The organism is Sediminibacillus terrae, from assembly GCF_009602435.1.
GTDB classification, from domain to species: Bacteria; Bacillota; Bacilli; order Bacillales; family Amphibacillaceae; genus Sediminibacillus; species Sediminibacillus terrae.
In genome coordinates this window covers 13,074-34,112 of sequence record NZ_VZDQ01000006.1, presented here as the reverse complement: position 1 = coordinate 34,112, position 21,039 = coordinate 13,074, and the positions used below count along the sequence as shown (strand labels likewise).

Annotated in this window: 20 protein-coding genes and 2 other annotated features (1 of these 22 cut by a window edge); all 20 genes read right to left on the bottom strand. The window is 45.2% G+C overall.

The window, feature by feature from the left end:
* Positions 1 to 106 precede the first annotated feature (106 nt).
* Complete coding sequence (fusA, locus tag F6X55_RS02255) at positions 107 to 2,185, bottom strand: elongation factor G (RefSeq protein ID WP_026569041.1); 2,079 nt, start codon at positions 2,183 to 2,185, stop codon at positions 107 to 109.
* A gap of 39 nt (positions 2,186 to 2,224) precedes the next feature.
* Entirely contained in the window at positions 2,225 to 2,695 is a 471-nt protein-coding gene (gene rpsG / locus F6X55_RS02250) for a 30S ribosomal protein S7 (RefSeq protein ID WP_026771004.1), read from the bottom strand.
* A gap of 49 nt (positions 2,696 to 2,744) precedes the next feature.
* Positions 2,745 to 3,158, bottom strand: coding sequence for a 30S ribosomal protein S12 (rpsL, locus tag F6X55_RS02245; protein ID WP_026569040.1), 414 nt, complete (start codon positions 3,156 to 3,158; stop codon positions 2,745 to 2,747).
* Between the two features lie 105 nt (positions 3,159 to 3,263).
* The gene (locus F6X55_RS02240) at positions 3,264 to 3,515 is read right to left on the bottom strand and encodes a 50S ribosomal protein L7ae-like protein (protein WP_026771005.1); all 252 of its coding nucleotides are present in this window, start codon (positions 3,513 to 3,515) and stop codon (positions 3,264 to 3,266) included.
* Between the two features lie 179 nt (positions 3,516 to 3,694).
* Complete coding sequence (gene rpoC / locus F6X55_RS02235; RefSeq protein ID WP_153461793.1) at positions 3,695 to 7,306, bottom strand: DNA-directed RNA polymerase subunit beta'; 3,612 nt, start codon at positions 7,304 to 7,306, stop codon at positions 3,695 to 3,697.
* 67 nt (positions 7,307 to 7,373) lie between these two features.
* Positions 7,374 to 10,910: a DNA-directed RNA polymerase subunit beta gene (gene rpoB / locus F6X55_RS02230; RefSeq protein ID WP_026569038.1), complete on the bottom strand. Its 3,537-nt coding sequence runs from the start codon at positions 10,908 to 10,910 to the stop codon at positions 7,374 to 7,376.
* A gap of 623 nt (positions 10,911 to 11,533) precedes the next feature.
* The gene (locus F6X55_RS02225) at positions 11,534 to 12,136 is read right to left on the bottom strand and encodes a class I SAM-dependent methyltransferase (RefSeq protein ID WP_153461791.1); all 603 of its coding nucleotides are present in this window, start codon (positions 12,134 to 12,136) and stop codon (positions 11,534 to 11,536) included.
* A gap of 187 nt (positions 12,137 to 12,323) precedes the next feature.
* A complete protein-coding gene (gene rplL / locus F6X55_RS02220) occupies positions 12,324 to 12,689 on the bottom strand; it encodes a 50S ribosomal protein L7/L12 (RefSeq protein ID WP_026569036.1) in 366 nt (121 codons plus the stop codon).
* 72 nt (positions 12,690 to 12,761) lie between these two features.
* Positions 12,762 to 13,262 (bottom strand): 50S ribosomal protein L10, encoded by a 501-nt coding sequence (rplJ, locus tag F6X55_RS02215; RefSeq protein ID WP_026771007.1) that lies wholly within the window; start codon positions 13,260 to 13,262, stop codon positions 12,762 to 12,764.
* Positions 13,263 to 13,307: 45 nt separating this feature from the next.
* Positions 13,308 to 13,454, bottom strand: a sequence feature (ribosomal protein L10 leader region).
* A 63-nt stretch (positions 13,455 to 13,517) separates the two neighbouring features.
* The gene (rplA, locus tag F6X55_RS02210; RefSeq protein WP_026569034.1) at positions 13,518 to 14,213 is read right to left on the bottom strand and encodes a 50S ribosomal protein L1; all 696 of its coding nucleotides are present in this window, start codon (positions 14,211 to 14,213) and stop codon (positions 13,518 to 13,520) included.
* Between the two features lie 209 nt (positions 14,214 to 14,422).
* The gene (gene rplK / locus F6X55_RS02205) at positions 14,423 to 14,848 is read right to left on the bottom strand and encodes a 50S ribosomal protein L11 (RefSeq protein WP_026569033.1); all 426 of its coding nucleotides are present in this window, start codon (positions 14,846 to 14,848) and stop codon (positions 14,423 to 14,425) included.
* Between the two features lie 229 nt (positions 14,849 to 15,077).
* Positions 15,078 to 15,611, bottom strand: a complete 534-nt coding sequence (gene nusG / locus F6X55_RS02200) for a transcription termination/antitermination protein NusG (protein WP_026569032.1) — start codon at positions 15,609 to 15,611, stop codon at positions 15,078 to 15,080.
* A gap of 135 nt (positions 15,612 to 15,746) precedes the next feature.
* Positions 15,747 to 15,926, bottom strand: coding sequence for a preprotein translocase subunit SecE (gene secE, locus F6X55_RS02195; protein WP_026569031.1), 180 nt, complete (start codon positions 15,924 to 15,926; stop codon positions 15,747 to 15,749).
* A 40-nt stretch (positions 15,927 to 15,966) separates the two neighbouring features.
* Positions 15,967 to 16,116, bottom strand: coding sequence for a 50S ribosomal protein L33 (gene rpmG, locus F6X55_RS02190; RefSeq protein ID WP_081704471.1), 150 nt, complete (start codon positions 16,114 to 16,116; stop codon positions 15,967 to 15,969).
* 71 nt (positions 16,117 to 16,187) lie between these two features.
* Positions 16,188 to 16,844, bottom strand: coding sequence for an RNA polymerase sporulation sigma factor SigH (sigH, locus tag F6X55_RS02185; RefSeq protein WP_026569030.1), 657 nt, complete (start codon positions 16,842 to 16,844; stop codon positions 16,188 to 16,190).
* Positions 16,845 to 16,927: 83 nt separating this feature from the next.
* On the bottom strand, positions 16,928 to 17,437 hold the full coding sequence (locus F6X55_RS02180; RefSeq protein ID WP_026569029.1) for an NYN domain-containing protein: 510 nt from the start codon (positions 17,435 to 17,437) through the stop codon (positions 16,928 to 16,930).
* Between the two features lie 2 nt (positions 17,438 to 17,439).
* Positions 17,440 to 18,183, bottom strand: coding sequence for a 23S rRNA (guanosine(2251)-2'-O)-methyltransferase RlmB (rlmB, locus tag F6X55_RS02175; protein ID WP_153461789.1), 744 nt, complete (start codon positions 18,181 to 18,183; stop codon positions 17,440 to 17,442).
* Positions 18,176 to 18,589: a Mini-ribonuclease 3 gene (locus F6X55_RS02170; protein ID WP_026569027.1), complete on the bottom strand. Its 414-nt coding sequence runs from the start codon at positions 18,587 to 18,589 to the stop codon at positions 18,176 to 18,178. The genes rlmB and F6X55_RS02170 overlap by 8 nt, the downstream gene beginning before the upstream one ends.
* A 2-nt stretch (positions 18,590 to 18,591) precedes the next feature.
* Positions 18,592 to 19,992, bottom strand: coding sequence for a cysteine--tRNA ligase (gene cysS / locus F6X55_RS02165; RefSeq protein WP_026569026.1), 1,401 nt, complete (start codon positions 19,990 to 19,992; stop codon positions 18,592 to 18,594).
* Entirely contained in the window at positions 19,973 to 20,671 is a 699-nt protein-coding gene (gene cysE / locus F6X55_RS02160; RefSeq protein ID WP_051381994.1) for a serine O-acetyltransferase, read from the bottom strand. Before cysE ends, cysS begins: the two co-directional genes overlap by 20 nt.
* A gap of 250 nt (positions 20,672 to 20,921) precedes the next feature.
* Positions 20,922 to 21,039: a binding site (T-box leader), on the bottom strand (it continues 96 nt past the right edge of the window).

Here is a 21,039-nt window from a genome sequence, read left to right as displayed (position 1 = left end):
TAAAAGTGTTGATTTTATAATCAATGTATTTGCCGCTTAGAAACAACCAAGAAGTCGTTTCTAAGCTTACAATACAAGTTATACGCGATGAACAGAAAAAAATCAATTATTCACCAGCATTTTTTTTGATAATTTCTTCGGAAATGCTCTTCGGTACTTCTTCGTAGTGGTCAAAGTGCATCGTATATTGACCTCTTCCTTGTGTGTTGGAACGAAGCGCCGTTGCATAACCGAACATCTCGGAAAGCGGTACGAAAGCATTTACGACTTGTGTATTACCACGAGCGCCCATACCTTCAACACGTCCGCGACGGGATGTTACGTCACCCATGATGTCTCCCATATATTCTTCCGGAATCGTAACTTCGACTTTCATCATTGGTTCCAGAATGACTGGTTGACATTTGTTTTTTGCAGCCTTAAGTGCCATTGATGCGGCAACTTTAAAGGCCATTTCGTTAGAGTCAACGTCATGGTAGCTTCCGTCGAACAAGGTCGCTTTGACGTCGATCAATGGATATCCTGCCAACACACCGTTTTCCATAGATTCCTTGATACCAGCTTCTACGGAAGGGATGTATTCACGAGGAACAGTACCACCAACGATTTTGTTTTCAAATTCGAAGCCGGCGCCTTCTTCGTTTGGCTCAAATTTGACCCAAACGTGGCCGTATTGACCTCTACCACCGGACTGTCTTACAAACTTACCTTCTACTTCAGCAGAAGCACGGAAAGTTTCACGATAAGCAACCTGTGGAGCACCAACATTAGCTTCAACTTTGAATTCACGTTTCAGACGGTCAACAATGATGTCCAGGTGAAGTTCACCCATACCGGAAATAATTGTTTGGCCTGTCTCCGTGTTTGTTTCTGTACGGAAAGTTGGATCCTCTTCAGCCAGCTTGCCTAGCGCAACAGCCATTTTGTCCTGGTCTGCTTTTGTCTTCGGCTCGATAGCTACATCGATAACCGGCTCAGGGAATTCCATGGATTCCAGGATTACCAGTGACTTCTCGTCACAAAGTGTATCCCCTGTTCCAGTATCCTTCAGTCCGACAGCACCAGCGATATCGCCGGCATAAACGGTTGAAATTTCTTCACGGGAATTGGCATGCATTTGCAGGATACGACCTACACGCTCACGCTTATCCTTCGTAGAGTTTCGTACATAAGAACCGGAGTTCAATGTACCGGAATATACGCGGAAGAAAGTCAGTTTTCCGACATAAGGGTCGGTTGCAACCTTAAATGCCAATGCTGAGAATGGCTCATTGTCATCGGATTTACGGACAACTTTTTCTTCTGTTTGTGGTACATGTCCTTCGATCGGAGGTACATCAGTTGGTGATGGCAGGTAGTCGATGACACCGTCGATCAGCAACTGTACCCCTTTGTTTTTAAAGGCAGATCCACAGAAAACAGGATAGAATTCAACGCTTAGCGTAGCGGCACGAACAGCAGCTTTCAACTCTTCGTTGGAGATTTCTTCGCCTTCCAAGTACTTCATCATAAGTTCCTCGTCCAGCTCAGCTACTGCTTCAACTAAATTGGTGCGATATTCTTCAGCCTGTTCTTTATATTCGTCCGGAATCGGACGTGCTTCCGCACGGGTACCCAGGTCATCCATGTAGTAATATGCTTCCATGGAAATCAGATCGATAATTCCTTCAAAATTATCCTCTGCACCAATTGGCAATTGAACTGGATGAGCGTTTGCTCCCAGACGGTCGCCCAGTGTTCCAACGGAATAAAGGAAGTCTGCACCTACTTTATCCATTTTGTTTACAAATACAATACGAGGAACACCGTAAGTTGTAGCCTGACGCCAAACGGTTTCTGTCTGTGGTTCCACACCAGATTGAGCATCAAGAACTGCTACAGAACCATCAAGTACACGCAGGGAACGTTCTACTTCGACTGTGAAGTCCACGTGGCCTGGTGTATCGATGATGTTGATACGGTGACCTTTCCATTGAGCAGTTGTCGCAGCAGAAGTAATGGTGATACCACGCTCTTGTTCCTGCTCCATCCAGTCCATTTGAGAAGCACCCTCGTGGGTTTCGCCAATTTTATGGATACGTCCTGTGTAGAAAAGAATACGCTCGGTAGCAGTGGTTTTACCAGCATCGATGTGAGCCATGATACCGATATTACGAGTCTTTTCCAAGGAGAATTCTCTAGCCATGCATCTTTCTCCTTCCTGATATAATGTTTAGTTTTTAGATTACCAGCGGTAATGAGCGAATGCTTTGTTGGCTTCAGCCATTTTGTGCATATCTTCGCGTTTCTTGACAGATGCACCTGTGTTGTTTGAAGCATCAAGGATTTCGTTTGCAAGGCGTTCTTCCATTGTTTTTTCTCCGCGAAGACGGGAGTAGTTGACAATGTAACGTAGGCCTAACGCCTGGCGACGTTCGGGGCGCACCTCTACAGGTACTTGGTAGTTAGAACCCCCCACACGGCGTGCGCGTACTTCAAGTACTGGCATAACATTTTTCATCGCTTGTTCAAAAACTTCCATGGCGTCTTGGCCGCTGCGTTCTTGTACAAGTTCAAATGCTTTATAAAGAATCTTCTGAGCTTTACCTCGTTGTCCGTCAATCATGATTTGGTTGATCAAACGAGTAACAAGCTTAGAGTTGTGTAACGGATCTGGCAATACATCACGTTTTGCTACTGGTCCTTTACGTGGCATATGATTTCCTCCTTTCTGTTTATCTATTTAAGAATGAGCAATTGCTGCATTATTTTTTAGGTCTCTTTGTACCATACTTCGAACGTCCTTGCGCACGGCCTTCTACTCCGGCTGTATCAAGCGCTCCACGGACGATGTGATAACGTACACCTGGCAAGTCTTTTACACGACCTCCGCGAATAAGCACTACACTGTGCTCTTGAAGGTTGTGTCCGATACCAGGAATGTAAGCAGTGACTTCAATACCGTTTGTCAAACGCACACGAGCGTATTTACGAAGTGCAGAGTTTGGTTTCTTCGGTGTCAAAGTACCAACACGAGTACACACCCCGCGTTTTTGCGGAGAAGATTGATCAGTCAAGGTTTTCTTGAAGCTGTTGTACCCTTTGTTCAATGCTGGTGAGTCGGATTTTTTTCCTTTGCTCACACGGCCTTTGCGTACTAATTGATTAATTGTAGGCATTTGTTTTTCCTCCTTTCAACTTCATTCTGTAATACCACATATCCAGGTGGTTCATTTTGAGGCAAAAAACAAAGTTTTCGCGATTAACTACGATTCGCCAAAACTTTATTGCTTGATTGCCACAGTCGCTGTACCTACATCTATGCCACATGCTTCGCCTAGTTTCTTCTTGGAATCCACCCTGCTGCATGGGATGCTCAAATCATTTGCAAGACGCGACACTTTCTCTGTTATTTGCAGATCAGCATCATCTGCAATAACTACTTCCCTTACTTCGCCATTTTTCATGGCTTTCAATGTTTGCTTGGTTCCTATTATCAAACCAGTTTTAACCTGTGCCACTTTATCATAAGACATTAGCTATCCTCCAAAGTAACAAGGATAAACGGAAGCACCTCAAATATAGTATCATCCTGGAATTTCAATGTCAACTTAATTTGGAAGGATTTTTTATATAGAGGCAGGAAAACGGGCAGATTGCGATAATCTGCCGTTTCCTGTCAGCTTCCCTGCTATACCTTGTCTTTACAAAGTAATTAATGGGTTATTTCTTCTGCCTGTTGCACATCAACAGGTTCTTCCACTTCATCCAATTCAGCCTGTATTTTTCTGTATGTCGGCATGCCGGTACCCGCTGGTACAAGCTTACCGATAATGACATTTTCTTTCAGGCCGAGTAATTCATCTCGTTTTCCTTTAATAGCGGCATCGGTAAGGACACGTGTTGTTTCCTGGAAGGATGCAGCTGATAAGAAGGAGTCTGTCTCAAGAGACGCCTTCGTAATACCGAGAATGACAGGTCTGCCGACAGCCGGCTGCCTGCCTTCCTGCAATACGTTTTTGTTGGCATCTCTGAACTGATGGATCTCAAGCAGTGAACCTGGCAACACATCGGTGTCCCCTGCATTAGAAACACGGACTTTACGAAGCATTTGTCGAACCATCACTTCAACGTGTTTATCGCCAATCTCAACACCTTGCATCCGGTAAACCTTCTGAACCTCTTTCAGCAAGTACTGTTGTACTCCGTCGATGCCTTGAACCTTCAGAAGCTCTTTCGGGTCAACCGAACCTTCTGTCAGTTCCTGACCGGCTATTACCTGGTCACCGACAGCGACTTTCAATCGTGCACCATATGGAGAAGTGTATGATCTGTTTTCCACTTCACCCTGTACAACGATTTCCTGCTTGTCTTTGATCTCGTTGATATCCTGGATTGTTCCCTTGATCTCACTGATAACTGCTTGACCTTTCGGATTACGCGCTTCGAAAAGCTCCTGGATACGCGGCAGACCTTGGGTGATATCGTCTCCTGCTACACCACCAGTGTGGAACGTACGCATTGTAAGCTGTGTACCTGGTTCACCGATAGACTGGGCGGCGATAATACCGACTGCTTCACCGACTTCCACTTCGTCTCCAGTAGCAAGGTTTCTGCCGTAACATTTTTTACAAGCTCCATGCTTGGTGTTACAAGTAAAGACGGACCGGATCGTCACATGTTCAATGCCAGCATCTACTATCTGCTTGGCAGTATCCTCTGTGATGACCTCATTCTTATCGACCAGCACTTCTTGTGTCTCTGGATGACGGACAACCTGGAACGAAGTTCTTCCGATCAGACGGTCGATCAACGGTTCGATCATTTCGGTACCTTCTGTAATCGACTGTACGGTCAAACCTTTATCTGTTCCGCAGTCTTCTTCCCGGATAATGACATCCTGGGCTACATCGACAAGTCTTCTGGTCAAGTAACCAGAGTCAGCTGTTTTCAACGCTGTATCAGCCAGACCTTTACGGGCACCGTGAGTGGAAATAAAGTATTCAAGTACCGTCAATCCTTCACGGAAGCTTGACTTGATCGGCAATTCAATGATTCGTCCTGCCGGGTTGGCCATCAGTCCGCGCATACCGGCGAGCTGTGTGAAGTTAGATGCATTACCACGGGCACCGGAATCACTCATCATGAAAATCGGGTTGCGTGGATTCAAAGACTTCATCAGCTTATCTTGAATAGTATCTTTAGCCTGTGACCAAATGGAAATGACTCGGTCATATCGCTCTTCTTCGGTTATGAGACCGCGGCGGAATTGTTTCAAGACTTTATCAACTCTGCCTTGGGCTTCATCAAGTATTTCTTCTTTTTCAGCCAGTACGACAATGTCGGAAACACCGACAGTGATACCGGCTTTTGTTGAATAGCTGAATCCTAGGTCTTTCATGCGGTCAAGCATTTTCGATGTTTCGCTGATCTTGAACCGTTTAAATACCTCGGCGATTATGTCACCCAGTATGCCTTTTTTGAATGGAGAAATGATCTCCCGCTCGGCAATGATTTCTTTCACATTTGCCCCTTTATCCACAAAGTACTTTTCTGGTGTACGAAGCTCCAGGTTTTCCTGTGTTGGTTCGTTCATATACGGGAACGAATTAGGAAGCATGTTATTGAAGATCAGTTTACCCACTGTAGTGATAATCAACTTGCCTTTCTGTTCTTCGCTGAATGTTTCATTGCCTAAAGAAGCTGCACTTACGGCAACTCGAGTATGCAAATGGACGTAACCGTTCTGGTAAGCGATCAAGGCTTCGTTAAGATCTCTGAAAACCATCCCCTCGCCTACTGCGTTTTTACGCTCCAACGTAATGTAATAGTTACCGAGTACCATATCCTGAGATGGCGTAACAACCGGTTTGCCATCTTTTGGATTCAAAATGTTCTGCGCAGCAAGCATCAGGATACGCGCTTCGGCTTGCGCTTCGGCAGACAACGGAACGTGTACAGCCATTTGGTCACCATCAAAGTCGGCGTTATACGCTGTACATACGAGCGGGTGGAGCCTGATCGCCCTTCCTTCAACCAACGTCGGCTCAAATGCCTGGATTCCCAATCTGTGAAGGGTTGGCGCCCGGTTCAACAGAACAGGATGTTCCTTGATTACTTCTTCAAGAACGTCCCATACTTCCGGATGCAATCGTTCAATTTTGCGCTTTGCCGATTTTATATTATGGGCGAGCCCTTTCTCGACAAGCTCTTTCATAATGAACGGTTTGAACAGTTCCACTGCCATTTCTTTCGGTAGTCCGCACTGATACATCTTCAAATGCGGTCCCACAACGATTACGGAACGGCCGGAATAATCAACACGTTTACCGAGCAAGTTTTGACGGAAACGGCCTTGTTTCCCTTTCAACATGTGGGAAAGCGACTTGAGCGGACGGTTTCCGGGTCCAGTAACCGGACGGCCGCGACGTCCATTGTCAATCAATGCGTCGACAGCTTCTTGAAGCATGCGCTTCTCATTTTGAACAATGATGCTTGGCGCGCCTAAATCAAGCAGGCGTTTCAAACGATTGTTCCGATTGATCACACGGCGGTACAAGTCATTCAAATCGGAAGTGGCAAAGCGCCCACCATCCAGCTGTACCATCGGACGCAACTCTGGCGGGATGATCGGCAATACATCCAATATCATCCAGGAAGGCTCGTTTCCGGAGTTGCGGAAGGCTTCCAATACTTCCAGACGCTTGATCGCACGTGTGCGTCGTTGTCCTTGTGCCGTTTTCAATTCTTCCTTAAGTTGGTCGACTTCTTTATCTAAATCAATATCCTGGAGAAGTTTGCGGATTGCTTCAGCGCCCATTTGCGCTTGGAAGGACTGACCGTACTTGTCACGATATGCACGGTATTCCTTCTCGGAAAGCAATTGTTTTTTCTCTAGTGCCGTATCTCCAGCATCCGTAACAATATATGCCGCAAAGTAAATAACCTCTTCCAAAGCACGTGGGGACATATCCATGACAAGACCCATACGACTCGGAATTCCTTTGAAATACCAGATGTGAGAAACTGGGGCAGCTAACTCGATGTGCCCCATCCGCTCACGCCGGACTTTTGCTTTGGTAACTTCGACACCGCAGCGGTCACAAACTACGCCTTTATAGCGGACACGTTTATATTTACCACAATGACATTCCCAGTCTTTCTGAGGACCAAAGATTCTTTCGCAAAACAATCCATCTTTCTCCGGCTTCAGCGTTCGATAGTTGATGGTTTCCGGTTTTTTTACTTCACCAAAAGACCAAGATCGAATTTTATCAGGTGAAGCCAAACCTATTTTCATAAATTCGAAATTATTTACATCTAGCAAGGGGCCTACCTCCCTTTTAGTATCCAGGTTTTAACCTAAGTACAGACTGAGTGAACAAGAAGTGGAATTAGCTTTCTTCCACTTCAATATTCAGGTTGTCTGCGGATTGAGTATCGTCTTCTTCAATGTCCCTAAGCTCAATTTCTTCCTCATCTGCGGAAAGCATCTTCACGTCCATGCCAAGACTTTGCAACTCTTTGATCAGTACTTTGAATGATTCAGGAATACCTGGTTCCGGAACATTGTCGCCTTTTACGATTGCTTCGTACGTTTTCACACGTCCGACAACATCATCTGACTTCACTGTCAGTATTTCCTGCAAGGTATAAGCAGCACCATAGGCTTCCAATGCCCATACCTCCATTTCACCGAAACGCTGTCCGCCAAATTGAGCCTTACCGCCCAGAGGCTGCTGCGTAACGAGTGAATAAGGACCAGTAGAACGGGCATGCAGTTTGTCGTCTACCATATGGGCAAGCTTGATCATATACATGACACCGACAGAAACCCTGTTGTCAAACGGTTCACCGGTACGGCCGTCATAAAGGATTGTCTTCGCATCCCGCGGCATTCCGGCTTCTTCAAGTGTTTCCCAAACATCTTCTTCCCTGGCACCATCGAAAACAGGGGTAGCTACATGAAGGCCCAGTTGTCTTGCTGCCATACCTAGATGCAACTCCAGTACCTGTCCGATATTCATACGGGAAGGTACTCCTAACGGATTCAGCATAATATCAATAGGTGTTCCGTCTGGAAGGAATGGCATGTCTTCCTCAGGCAAGATTTTGGAAATTACACCTTTGTTACCATGTCGACCTGCCATTTTGTCTCCTTCATGAATTTTACGTTTTTGGACGATATATACACGGACAAGCTGGTTTACACCTGGAGGAAGTTCATCGCCGTCTTCCCGGTTGAAAATCTTCACGTCCAATACAATACCGCCGGCACCATGAGGGACACGCAAGGAAGTATCGCGCACTTCACGTGCTTTTTCACCAAAGATAGCATGGAGCAAGCGTTCCTCTGCCGACAATTCTGTTACCCCTTTAGGTGTAACTTTACCTACCAGCAAGTCACCATCTTCGACTTCTGCACCGACACGGATGATCCCTCTTTCGTCAAGGTCGCGCAGTGCGTCTTCTCCGACATTCGGAATATCGCGTGTAATTTCTTCAGGTCCCAATTTTGTATCACGTGCTTCTGATTCATACTCTTCAATATGAATAGAAGTATATACATCATCTTTCACCAGACGCTCACTCATGATAATGGCGTCCTCGTAGTTGTACCCTTCCCATGTCATGAAACCGACCAAGACATTTCGTCCCAGCGCTAGTTCCCCATCTTCCATGGAAGGTCCGTCACCAAGCACCTCACCTTTGGTGACGTGGTCGCCGACGCTTACGATCGGTTTTTGGTTGTAACAAGTGCCTTGGTTGGAACGAATGAACTTCTGCAAACGGTAGCGATCCAAGTCGCCTTCCACTCGTCTTCCATCCACTTCGGAAATACGACGGACATAGATTTCTTTTGCTTCTACCCGCTCGACGATCCCCTCGTGTTTACAAATGACAGCGGCTCCGGAGTCTTTTCCGTTCACATATTCCATACCAGTCCCGACTCTCGGTGCTTCCGGCTGCATCAACGGCACAGCTTGTCGCTGCATGTTCGCACCCATCAAAGCACGGTTGGAGTCATCGTTCTCCAAGAAAGGAATACATGCTGTTGCAGCAGATACAACCTGTTTTGGAGAAACGTCCATATAATCAATCCGGTCGCGAGGAACTGCAGTGTTTTCCCCGCGGAAACGGGCAATTACTTCTTCGTCGGTAAACGACCAGTCTTCGTTTAATCGAGCATTCGCCTGTGCTACTACATAGTTGTCTTCTTCGTCGGCAGTCAGGTAATCGATATGCTCCGTCACCCTGCCCGTCTCTAAATCGACACGGCGGTAAGGCGTTTCAATAAAGCCGAATTTATTTACCTTCGCATAAGAAGATAAGGAGTTAATCAGTCCGATGTTAGGACCCTCCGGCGTTTCGATCGGACACATACGTCCATAGTGGGAGTAGTGAACGTCACGAACTTCCATTCCAGCACGTTCTCTGGTCAATCCGCCCGGTCCCAAAGCAGACAAACGACGTTTATGGGTCAACTCCGCCAATGGGTTCGTTTGATCCATGAACTGGGAAAGCTGGGAACTGCCAAAGAATTCTTTAATGGAGGCAATAACAGGCCTTATATTGATCAACTGCTGCGGTGTAATGGACGAGGTGTCCTGAATCGACATACGTTCCCGAACCACACGCTCCATTCTGGATAAACCGATCCGGAATTGATTCTGCAAAAGCTCACCGACAGAACGCAGCCTGCGGTTTCCAAGGTGATCAATATCATCAGTGCCGCCTACTTGGTGCAACAGATTGAAGAAATAACTGATCGCCGCCAGGATATCAGCAGGTGCAATGTTTTTGACACTATCATCCACATTGCCGTTGCCGATGACATTCAATGTTCTTTCACCTTCAGGGTCAGTTGGATCAACGATTTTGATCGTTTGTACTTTTATAGGATCTTCCAGCACACCTTCGTGCGGTTCCAGAATCTGATCCCCGGTGTTTTCTTCTGTTCCTTCTAAATAAGGAAGGAGTTTATCAAGCAGCCTGCGGTCAATTGTGTCGCCCTTTTGCGCCAAGACCTCCCCTGTTTCTTGATCGACGAGGGTTTCAGCCAGGACTTGGTTGAACAGACGGTTTTTAATATGAAGCTTTTTGTTCATTTTGTATCGGCCCACGTGCGCAAGGTCGTATCGCTTCGGATCAAAGAAGCGGGATACAAGCAGACTTTTGGCATTATCGACTGTCGGCGGCTCGCCAGGGCGCAGCCGTTCATATATTTCAAGCAACGCTTTTTCGCTGTTTTCCGTGTTGTCTTTTTCCAATGTGTTTTTTAAGTATTCATTATCGCCTAGCAAATCAATGATCTCTTGATCAGTACCAAATCCGAGCGCACGCAAAAGAACCGTAATCGGAAGCTTTCTTGTACGGTCGATACGAACATGAACAACATCCTTGGCATCAGTTTCAAACTCAAGCCAGGCTCCACGGTTCGGAATTACAGTTGCTGTATAACCCCTTTTCCCGTTCTTGTCATGTTTTACATTATAATAAACGCTTGGTGAACGAACTAATTGGGATACAATTACCCGTTCGGCACCGTTGATCACAAAGGTACCAGTATCGGTCATCAATGGGAAATCTCCCATAAACACTTCCTGCTCTTTCACTTCGCCAGTTTCATTGTTAAGCAACCGGACTTTAACACGAAGAGGAGCGTTATAGGTAACATCTCTTTCTTTCGATTCATCGACAGGATACTTAGGTTCACCCAAGCTGTAATCCACAAACTCCAAGGATAAGTTCCCTGTAAAGTCTTCAATCGGAGAGATGTCCTGGAACATTTCGCGCAAACCTTCTTCCAAAAACCAATCATAGGAAGCTGTTTGTATCTCGATAAGGTTTGGCAATTCTAGTACTTCACTAATACGTGCATAACTTCTGCGTTGGCGGTGTCGTCCATACTGAACTAGTTGACCTGTCAACTGATTCACCCCTCAAATCAAGAATTAGAAAAAACGCTGCCCACCGTCAAGACTGTCGGCAAAAAACAAGATTCAACCATTGCTGCCTGGAAAGCAATAATGCTTGAAAATAAAACAATATCGTTTTCGCCGAGCTTAAGGTGAAGCGATTTCGCACCATCACACCCCTCTTGTTCAGCAGTAAAACGAGCATTCGGTGATAAGCGCAAAATTGTCCGGTAAACATACCGAACAAACTTGTGAAATCAAAAACAATCGTTCACAAGATTTTTATTGAGACATTCGCAGCTAGCGAATGTTGTATCACATTTTCCATCCATCTAACGTTAGATTAGAAACGGGTTTCCGGCAGTTTGCCTGTTGCCGCTGGAAAGCATACTGCGACATTTAAAAAAATTTAAATTTTTTTAAAGTGGTAAAACGACATGATTCTTCCCTTATTTCTCTTGAAACAATAGGAAAAATTATCCGATTTCACCATTCTTTCCTTTATCAAAAAAGATTATACGTGAATAAGCAAAATAATCCTTGACAAGGGAAGTCGCCTATTGGCATTTTTCAATATTACCACAACAGGTACGGCGAGTCAATAATAAAATTTCCGGCACAAAACCGGCGGCAACTTATTGTTTTATAGATTTTAATAAGTAATAACCTTTGTTTTTCATAACCACTTCGACATTGCCGAACACTTGCTCCAATTTCTTTTGCGCAGAAGGAGCCCCCTGTTTCTTCTGAATGACAACAGTCAGCTCTCCTTGCGGAAGCAACGCCCGATGGCTCTCTTCAAACATATCGAAAATTATTTTCTTCCCTGCACGGATAGGGGGATTGGTTACTATAGCTGAAAACATTTCGTTTTGGAAGGACTGGAGACGATCACTTATTTTAAATTCTACGTTTTCCACCTGATTGTTTATTGCATTTTTTCTGGCTAAGTCGATCGCCCTTTCATTGACATCGCTCATGGTGATATGACGATGCGGAAAAGCTTTCGCCAATGCCAAGCCTATCGGCCCGTAGCCACAGCCAAGATCAAGAAACCCGCCTGTGACCGCCGGTTCCGTAAAGCCTTCAATCAAAGTACGGGAGCCGAAGTCTACCTCGTTTCTGGAAAACACTCCGTGATCAGTGGTAAAAGAAAAGTCAAAACCTCTCAGTTTGTAATGCCATGATATCGGATCACTTTCTGAGGTTGGTTTTCTTGAATAATAATGCTCAGTCATAATGGTAAGCACCTGCTTTTCTTAGATAAAATGGTTCAGAGGATATAACGGCCGGGCACAAACTCATTCGACCATTCACACCTTTTCAAGCACAACCGGTGTGTAGGTGTTTCATACTTACCGGAGCAGAAACCCGACCCATTAAAGGTAATAAAAGCCCGCCGGTAAAGGCGGGCTTGTTTATTCCTTACTTCAATTCAACAGAAGCGCCTGCTTCTTCAAGCTTAGATTTCATTTCTTCAGCTTCTTCTTTAGCAACGCCTTCTTTGATTGCTCCTGGAGCGTTATCAACTAGATCTTTTGCATCTTTAAGGCCAAGACCAGTGATTTCACGTACTGCTTTAACAACTTTGATCTTAGAAGATCCAGCGCTTTCCAGCACAACATCGAATTCAGTTTGTTCTGCAGCAGCTTCTCCGCCGCCAGCAGCACCTGCAGCAGCAACTGGTGCAGCAGCAGTTACTCCAAATTCTTCTTCGATAGCTTTTACAAGGTCATTCAATTCAAGAACTGTCATTTCTTTGATTTGCTCAATAATTTGTTCTTTAGACATGTTTCTTCCTCCTTGGGATAATTAGTTTTATTTTAAACGCTTCTCGTTAAATCTCTGTAAACAAGTACCGGCTTACGCGCCTTGTTCTTCTTTTTGCTCTGCAACTGCTTTAGTAGCGTAAGCGAAGTTGCGGACAGGTGCTTGAAGTACGCTAAGCAGCATAGAAAGCATACCTTCGTAGTTCGGCAGGTCGGCAAGCTCCTTGATTTGCTCAATGGATGCGATGCTTCCTTCGATGACACCCGCCTTGATTTCAAGCGCTTCATGTTCTTTGGCAAAGTTGTTCAAAATCTTTGCAGGAGCCACTACATCGTCAGTGCTGAATGCAATAGCTGTCGGCCCAACCAATGTTTCGTTCAAATCAGCCAACTCCGCTTCTTCCGCAGCACGGCGAGTCATCGTGTTTTTGTACACTTTGAAATCGACACCGGCATCGCGCAATTGTGTACGAAGTTCAGTAACTTCGGCAACGTCAAGACCGCGGTAATCGACAAGAATTGTTGATTTACTTTCGCGGAACTTGTCGGCGATTTCCGTTACAACTTGTTTTTTGTGCTCAATTGTTTTGGACATTGTTCCACCTCCTATTGACTTTTCATCATACCGTGGGATCCTATGTCAGTACATGAAAAAACCTCCATGCAGACATGGAGGTTTTGTTTTCGATGAAACAATCATTCAACTGATTGTTTTCTATTCACACACCTCGGCAGGACATTAAGCTTGTTCAGCACCTGCTGTCTACGGTACAACGTTTATATTTAGTTACTTTAACTTATGCAACATTGTACATTATAGCTAAACATTCATGACAAGTCAATAGACTTTTTAGCGAACGAAGCTAGAAACGTCTACTTTGATGCCAGGCCCCATCGTAGATGCAACGGAAGCATTACGCATGTAAATACCTTTTGCCGCTTGCGGCTTTGCTTTTACCAAGGTATCCGTGATTGCTTCAAAGTTCTCGATCAACTTAGCTTCATCGAAAGATACTTTTCCGATTGGCACATGAACGTTGGAAGACTTATCTACACGGTATTCTACCTTACCGGCTTTGATTTCTTGAACTGCTTTTTCGACTTCGAAAGTCACCGTTCCGGTTTTAGGGTTCGGCATCAAGCCTTTCGGTCCCAACACGCGTCCAAGTTTACCAACTTCAGCCATCATGTCAGGAGTCGCTACAACAACATCAAAATCGAACCAGCCTTGGTTGATTCTGTTGATCAAGTCTTGCTCTCCTACATAGTCGGCACCAGCGTTTTCAGCTTCTTTGGCTTTATCGCCTTTTGCGAAAACCAAAACGCGCTGAGTTTTACCAGTTCCGTGCGGAAGTACCATTGCACCGCGAAGCTGTTGGTCCGCTTTCTTAGGGTCAACGCCCAAACGGAACGCAGCCTCTACTGTTTCATCGAAGTTAGCCTTGGCGGTTTGCTTGATTAGCTCTACTGCTTCTTTTATTTCATAAGCTTTTGAACGGTCAACAAGTTTCAAAGCTTCTTGTTGCTTTTTGCTTTTTTTAGCCATTATTTTTTCCTCCTTGATTGTGGTTTTAACGGTTATACCTCCCACTTTAAAAAGCGGAACGAGCTTCACCGGCCGTCTTCGGCAGCCGGGCTCGCGCTACATGATTGCCACAGAAGCAATCACGATTTAATCCCTGTCCTACAAAAAGGTTGCGAAAGGCACTTCCGCCATCATCGCAACCTTCTTCACTCATCAGAGTCGCTGTGGGATTAGTCTTCGATAACGATTCCCATACTACGCGCTGTACCTTCAACCATACGCATAGCCGCTTCCACGTTAGCAGCATTTAGATCTGGCATTTTGGTTTCCGCAATCTCTTTTACTTTGTCGCGTTTGACAGTAGCGACTTTATTACGGTTTGGTTCACCTGATGCCGTTTCGATCCCAGCTGCTTTTTTAAGAAGCACAGCAGCAGGCGGAGTTTTTGTGATAAATGTAAATGAACGGTCCTCAAATACCGTGATTTCTACTGGAATGATCATGCCAGCCTGGTCTTGCGTGCGGGCATTGAATTCCTTACAAAATCCCATGATATTTACACCTGCTTGACCCAATGCCGGTCCAACTGGCGGTGCTGGGTTTGCCTTCCCTGCAGGGATTTGAAGTTTTACAACTTTAATAACTTTTTTAGCCACGAGACACACCTCCTTAAAGTCCGTGATGTGGTAATAGGGTCTTCCCCTCCCACTCAACGTATATCTTTATACACCGGGCATAAAGAACATAAAAATTCTAGCATCTTTACGAACAAAATGCAAGGGGTTGTTTGAATACCTGTTCTTCCCAGCTCAAGCCGGGATCAATGACGATACCAGGCAAACAGCCATCGCCTTCTGGAATCCTGCGATTTACTTACGTCATCTATTATAGTTTTTCGATTTGGGAGAATTCTAGTTCTACAGGAGTTTCTCTGCCGAACATGTTTACATGCACCTTTACTTTTTGCTTGTCGAGGTCAATTTGCTCGATGGTGCCAGTAAAGTTCGTGAAAGGCCCGTCAGTTACGCGGACGCTTTCTTTTTCTTCAAAGTCCACTTCGGTGACCTGTTCTTGCATCCCCATCCGTTTCAATATGAACTCTGCTTCTTCAGGCAAGAGAGGGATGGGTTTGGAGCCTGCACCTGTCGAGCCTACAAATCCGGTCACTCCCGGGGTGTTGCGCACTACGTACCAGGAATCATCTGTCATGATCATTTCCGCTAATACATAACCCGGAAATACTTTCTTTTTAGCTACCTTCTTTTTCCCGTTCTTGATTTCTGTTTCCTCGTCTTCTGGTACAAGCACTCGAAAAATCTTATCTTCCATTCCCATTGATTCCAAACGTTTCTCCAGATTTGTCTTCACTTTGTTTTCGTAGCCGGAATAAGTGTGGACTACATACCAATTTTTTTCCATGATTTCAGGACAATCCCCTTGCCCTTCCCTCCCTTATTGAAAACTGATTATTTTTGCCAATTTAAAAAACCCGCAGTTCACGGGTTTTGCTGGTAAAAGTATGATTAACTATATTATAGCATAAACTACCAATGATTATTCAAACAATAGATTAAGAATTTCCGTAATTCCCAAATCGATCAAAGCAAAAAAGACTGCTACAAACGCAACGGTACACACAACTGTAATTGTATAGCTTGTTAGTTCCCGGCCTTTTGGCCAGCTCACTTTTTTCATTTCCCTGGAAACATTTTTAAAGAATGTGATAAGTTTCATGCTTTACCCCCAAACTTACGGCCAATAGACCGGCTTTTGCTTATTTCGTTTCCCGATGCAGGGTATGAGCTCCACATCTTTTGCAAAACTTGCGAACTTCCAACCGTTCGGCATTCTCTGTTTTATTCTTATCTGTACTGTAGTTTCTGCTCAAGCAGTCAACACAGGCCAGTACTATTTTTCGTCCCATCCTATCACCCCGTTTCAGGGTTTTTCACCATACAAATGTAGCATGGGAACAGGAGCCTGTCAACGTCACGTTTATAAACTCAACTCACTGATTTCCAGGTAACGCTCCAGTTTGCGCTTCACCCTCTGAAGGGCATTATCGATCGATTTTACATGTCGTTTTAATTCGACGGAAATCTCTTGATAGGACCTGCCGTCCAGATACAGACTGAGCACTTGTTGTTCTAATTCGCTTAACAATTCTGACATTTTATATTCCATGTCACCGAATTTCTCTCGATTCACAATCAATTCTTGCGGGTCGACGGCCTTTGATCCGGCAATCACATCCATGAGTGTCCTGTCTGATTCCTCATCATAAATAGGCTTGTCCAATGAAACATAGGAGTTTAATGGGATATGCTTTTGCCTGGTGGCTGTTTTGATTGCAGTGATAATTTGACGGGTTATGCATAGTTCAGCAAATGCTTTAAAAGAAGAAAGCTTGTCCCCTTTGTAGTCACGAATCGCCTTATAGAGACCAATCATGCCTTCCTGAACTATATCCTCCCGGTCCGCCCCGATTAAAAAGTAGGTCCGGGCTTTTGCCCTGACAAAATTTCTGTACTTCGTAATCAAATAGTCCAAGGCATAGGTTTGTCCCTGATGAACCAACTCAATCAGTTCATCGTCTTCAAGTTTCTCATAGCCTAGTTCCTGATCGTCTGTCTCCGTGTGTGTGATGGTCACCCAGGATTCCCCCCGACTATACTGCCGTGAATATAGCAATATTATACAGTAAGCGTTTCACAATCGTCAATAACAGGTGTCGACTAATGTCCGCCTCTTCGCCATTTTTCGAACACTTCCAAAACATCTTTTTGAATCGGAATCTTGGTGGAAGTTTGAATATTGCGATAGGACTGCAGGTCTTCTTCTATTTCTTTTTCGATATTCTGCATCTCGATATATAGTTCGCGGGCAGACTTGCGGAGTGCCCCCTGAGCAAAAATGGTCCGTTGTTCCGTAAAATCCGAAGTAGCGACATAAACTTGTGTTTTTACATTTTTCAATTGCTTGATCAATTTCTCGATACATTCATCTGCGGTCTCTTTTTCTTTCGTGAAAATCACTTCCACCTTGAAATTTTGCTGCTTTTTCGCCAGCCCCTGTACATAATAAGCATCGAACACGATGATGGTCCGTATTCCTTTGTATGCTTGGTACTCTGCCATCTTTGCAATTAAAAGATCACGGGCCTGAGCCAGGTCATGATCCTTTAATTTTTTCAATTCATCCCAGGCACCGATGATGTTGTATCCATCCACCACTAATACATCCATCGTTATTCACCAAGCGGATTCCGTTTTCTGAAAACTTCATACATAAGCAGACCCGCAGCAACAGAGGCATTCAACGAGGAAACTTTTCCCTTCATCGACAGCCTTACTGTCCAATCGCACTTCTCTTTCACCAGCCTGCTCATCCCTTTGCCTTCATTGCCGATGACAAGCGCTAATGGCATATCTGCCGACATTTCCCGGTAGTCCTCTGATCCGTCAGCAGCGGTGCCGACTACCCATACGTTACGTTCCTTTAATTCCTCGATGGTGGCCGCAATATTGGTGACGCGGGCGACAGGAATATACTCAATCGCTCCAGCCGAAGTTTTTGCCACCACTGCAGTCAAACCGACCGACCGGCGTTTTGGAATGATAATCCCATGAACTCCGACAGCATCTGCGGTACGGAGAATAGACCCTAGGTTATGCGGGTCTTCTATTTCATCTAATATCATAAAAAAAGGAGGCTCGTCCTTTTTTTCGGCTGCCGTGAATAAATCCTCGAGACTGCTGTAGGAGTAAGCTGCAACGGCTGCCGCTATACCTTGATGGTTGCCTTCGACCAGTTGATCTATCTTTCGTTTCGGCACTTGCTGCACTGTCACGCCATTCTCCTTGGCAAGTGATTGAATTTTATGTGCTGCCTGTTTTTGCAGCTGGTCTGAGATCATAATTTTATTGATCGAACGCCCGGATCTCAATGCTTCAGTAACCGGGTTTTTGCCAATGATCCATTCTTCAGCCATTATTGATCAACCCCTTTCCTTCTACGAATGCTATGGCCGCCGCCACTAATTGTTCCAGCCTATTTGTATTTCCTTTCAAATACAAATAGCCCAACAACGCTTCAAAAGCAGTACTATATCGATAGGTTTGGACATCAGTATTTTTAGGCACCGTTCCGGATTTGGCATTCCTCCCCCTCCGGACGACACCCTCTTCCTCCGTGGATAGCCAATCCTTCTCCAGCCAATCGTTAATCACTTTGGCCTGCGACTTCGCGGAGACAAACGCGACCGCCGACCGGTGTAACTGATCCGGTTTTACGTTTCCTTTGCTGATAAGGTGATGCCTTACATAAATCTCGTAAACGGCATCACCCATGTAAGCGAGCGTCAGGCTCTTCATTTGTTTCACGTCGAACTCCGCCATGCTCAGCCCCTCTTCCACCGCGTGCCTTGGGGGGTGTCCTCGAGAATGATTCCTTGTTCCTTCAAATCATCCCTGATTTGGTCCGCCAATGCGAAGTCACGGTTCTTTCTTGCGTCAATCCTTTGCTTGATCAATGCTTCTACTTCTTCATCCAGCAATTCTTCTTCTTGTTTCAACCGTATGCCAAGGACGTCTGTCTGCTGTTCCAACAGTTCCATCAGTCTGTTGATGACCCGTTCGGAAGTTTGTTTGGACTGCAAGTAAACATTGGCATCTTTCGTTATATCAAACAATACAGCTATGGCATTGGCCGTATTGAAGTCGTCGTCCATTTCCTCGATGAATCTTCTCTGATAGCCCTCCGCTTTATCCAGCCATTCTTCCTCGTTTCCGTCAAGATTAGTGCTGGATTGCTTGCGATGCTCCAGATTCAAATAGGCATTTTTGATCCGGTCCAGACTATTTTTTGCACTCTCCAGCAATGCCTCGCTGAAGTTGATCGGGTGCCTGTAGTGGACGCTCAACATGAAGAATCGTACTACCTGGGGATCATGCTGTTCTATCAGGTCATGAGCCAGCACAAAATTCCCTAGGGATTTGGACATTTTTTCATTATCTATATTGATGTAACCATTGTGCATCCAATAGTTCGCAAACTGCTTATCATTGCCGGCTTCCGATTGAGCTATTTCATTCTCGTGATGGGGGAAAGTCAGATCCTGTCCGCCTGCATGAATGTCAATAGTGTCTCCCAGGTATTTCTTGGCCATGGCCGAGCATTCTATATGCCACCCCGGCCGGCCCTTGCCCCAGGGAGAATCCCACGAAATTTCGTCTGATTTCGCCTGTTTCCATAAAGCGAAGTCAAGGGGATCATCTTTTTTCTCCCCTATCTGGATTCTGGCGCCTGATCGAAGCTCGTCGATCGACTGGTGGGATAGTTTTCCATAATTGTCAAAGGAACGGGTGCGGAAATACACGTCACCGTCTGCTTCATATGCATGCCCTTTCTCTATAAGCAAGGCTATAAAATCAATAATCTCCTCCATGCTTTCCGTTACGCGGGGATGATGGTCAGCTTGCTTAACACCCAGAGCACCGACATCCTCCTTATAGGCATTGATAAACCGCTGCGATATCTCCGGCACTTCTTCCCCAAGCTCATTTGCGGCTTTGATTATTTTGTCGTCGACATCCGTAAAGTTCAACACATAGTTGACCGCATATCCACGATATTCCAAATACCTTCTTACTGTATCGAATACAATGGCAGGCCGTGCATTCCCTATATGGATATAGTTATAAACAGTTGGACCGCAGACATACATTCTCACCTTTCCTTCTTCAATGGTTTCGAAGGGTTCCTTTTGCCGGGTCAATGTATTATAGAGTTGTATCGTCATGACTTTTCACTCCTTTTAATTCATCCAATTCCTTGCGCAAAGCCTTTATTTCAGCGTCCATATCTTTCATCACTTCCGAAAGGGGATCAGGCAGTTTATGATGATCGAGGTCTTTTCGTACGCGTTCCCCATTTTGTATAACTACTCGTCCGGGAATCCCAACAACTGTTGAGTGGTCTGGAACATCATGGAGGACCACCGATCCAGCCCCCACCTTGGAGTTCTCACCAATGACAATCGAACCGAGCACTTTTGCCCCGGTTGCAATTAAAGCATTGTTTTTAATCGTTGGATGTCTTTTTCCCTTCTCTTTTCCCGTGCCTCCTAAGGTAACCCCTTGGAAAATTGTAACGTTATCACCGATTTCACATGTTTCTCCGATCACCACACCCATTCCGTGGTCAATAAAAAATCTTCTTCCTATTTTTGCCCCAGGGTGAATTTCAATCCCTGTCAAGAAACGGCTGAATTGTGAAATTACCCGGGCAATAAAGTAAAACTTCTTGCTATAAAGAGCGTGCGCCACCCGATGCGCCCAGATGGCATGCAATCCTGAATAGGTTAAAACCACTTCAAAATAAGTACGGGCAGCCGGGTCCTGGTCAAACACGACTAGAATATCCTCTTTCAGCATCCTGAAAAAACCCACGTAAGACCGCCTCCCTTCTTGTTGAATCATCCCCTGATTCTGAATCCTCATATGGAAAGAACTCATTCCTTATCTTAGTAAAAAAGCACAAGCGACTGTTTAAAAGAGTTCTGGCTATACCCGCGACATCCTCTGTATGACCCGCATCGTGCAGGCACCGACAAACTTAAGACTACCTTGAAGCGGCGGTCATTTGTCACACAGAAGGTTGGATTAAGACCCTGAGGCAGGCGCTATATAACTTTCTTATCTTTAAAAAAAGCGTCTCTGTGTATAGATACACAGAGACGCTTAAGCGCGGTTCCACTCTGTTTGGGGAAATATCCCCCAACTCAAGTTCCTGGTTAACGGCAGGCAGCCGCCCTTACCTACTCGTTTCAATAAGGGACTCAGAGGTG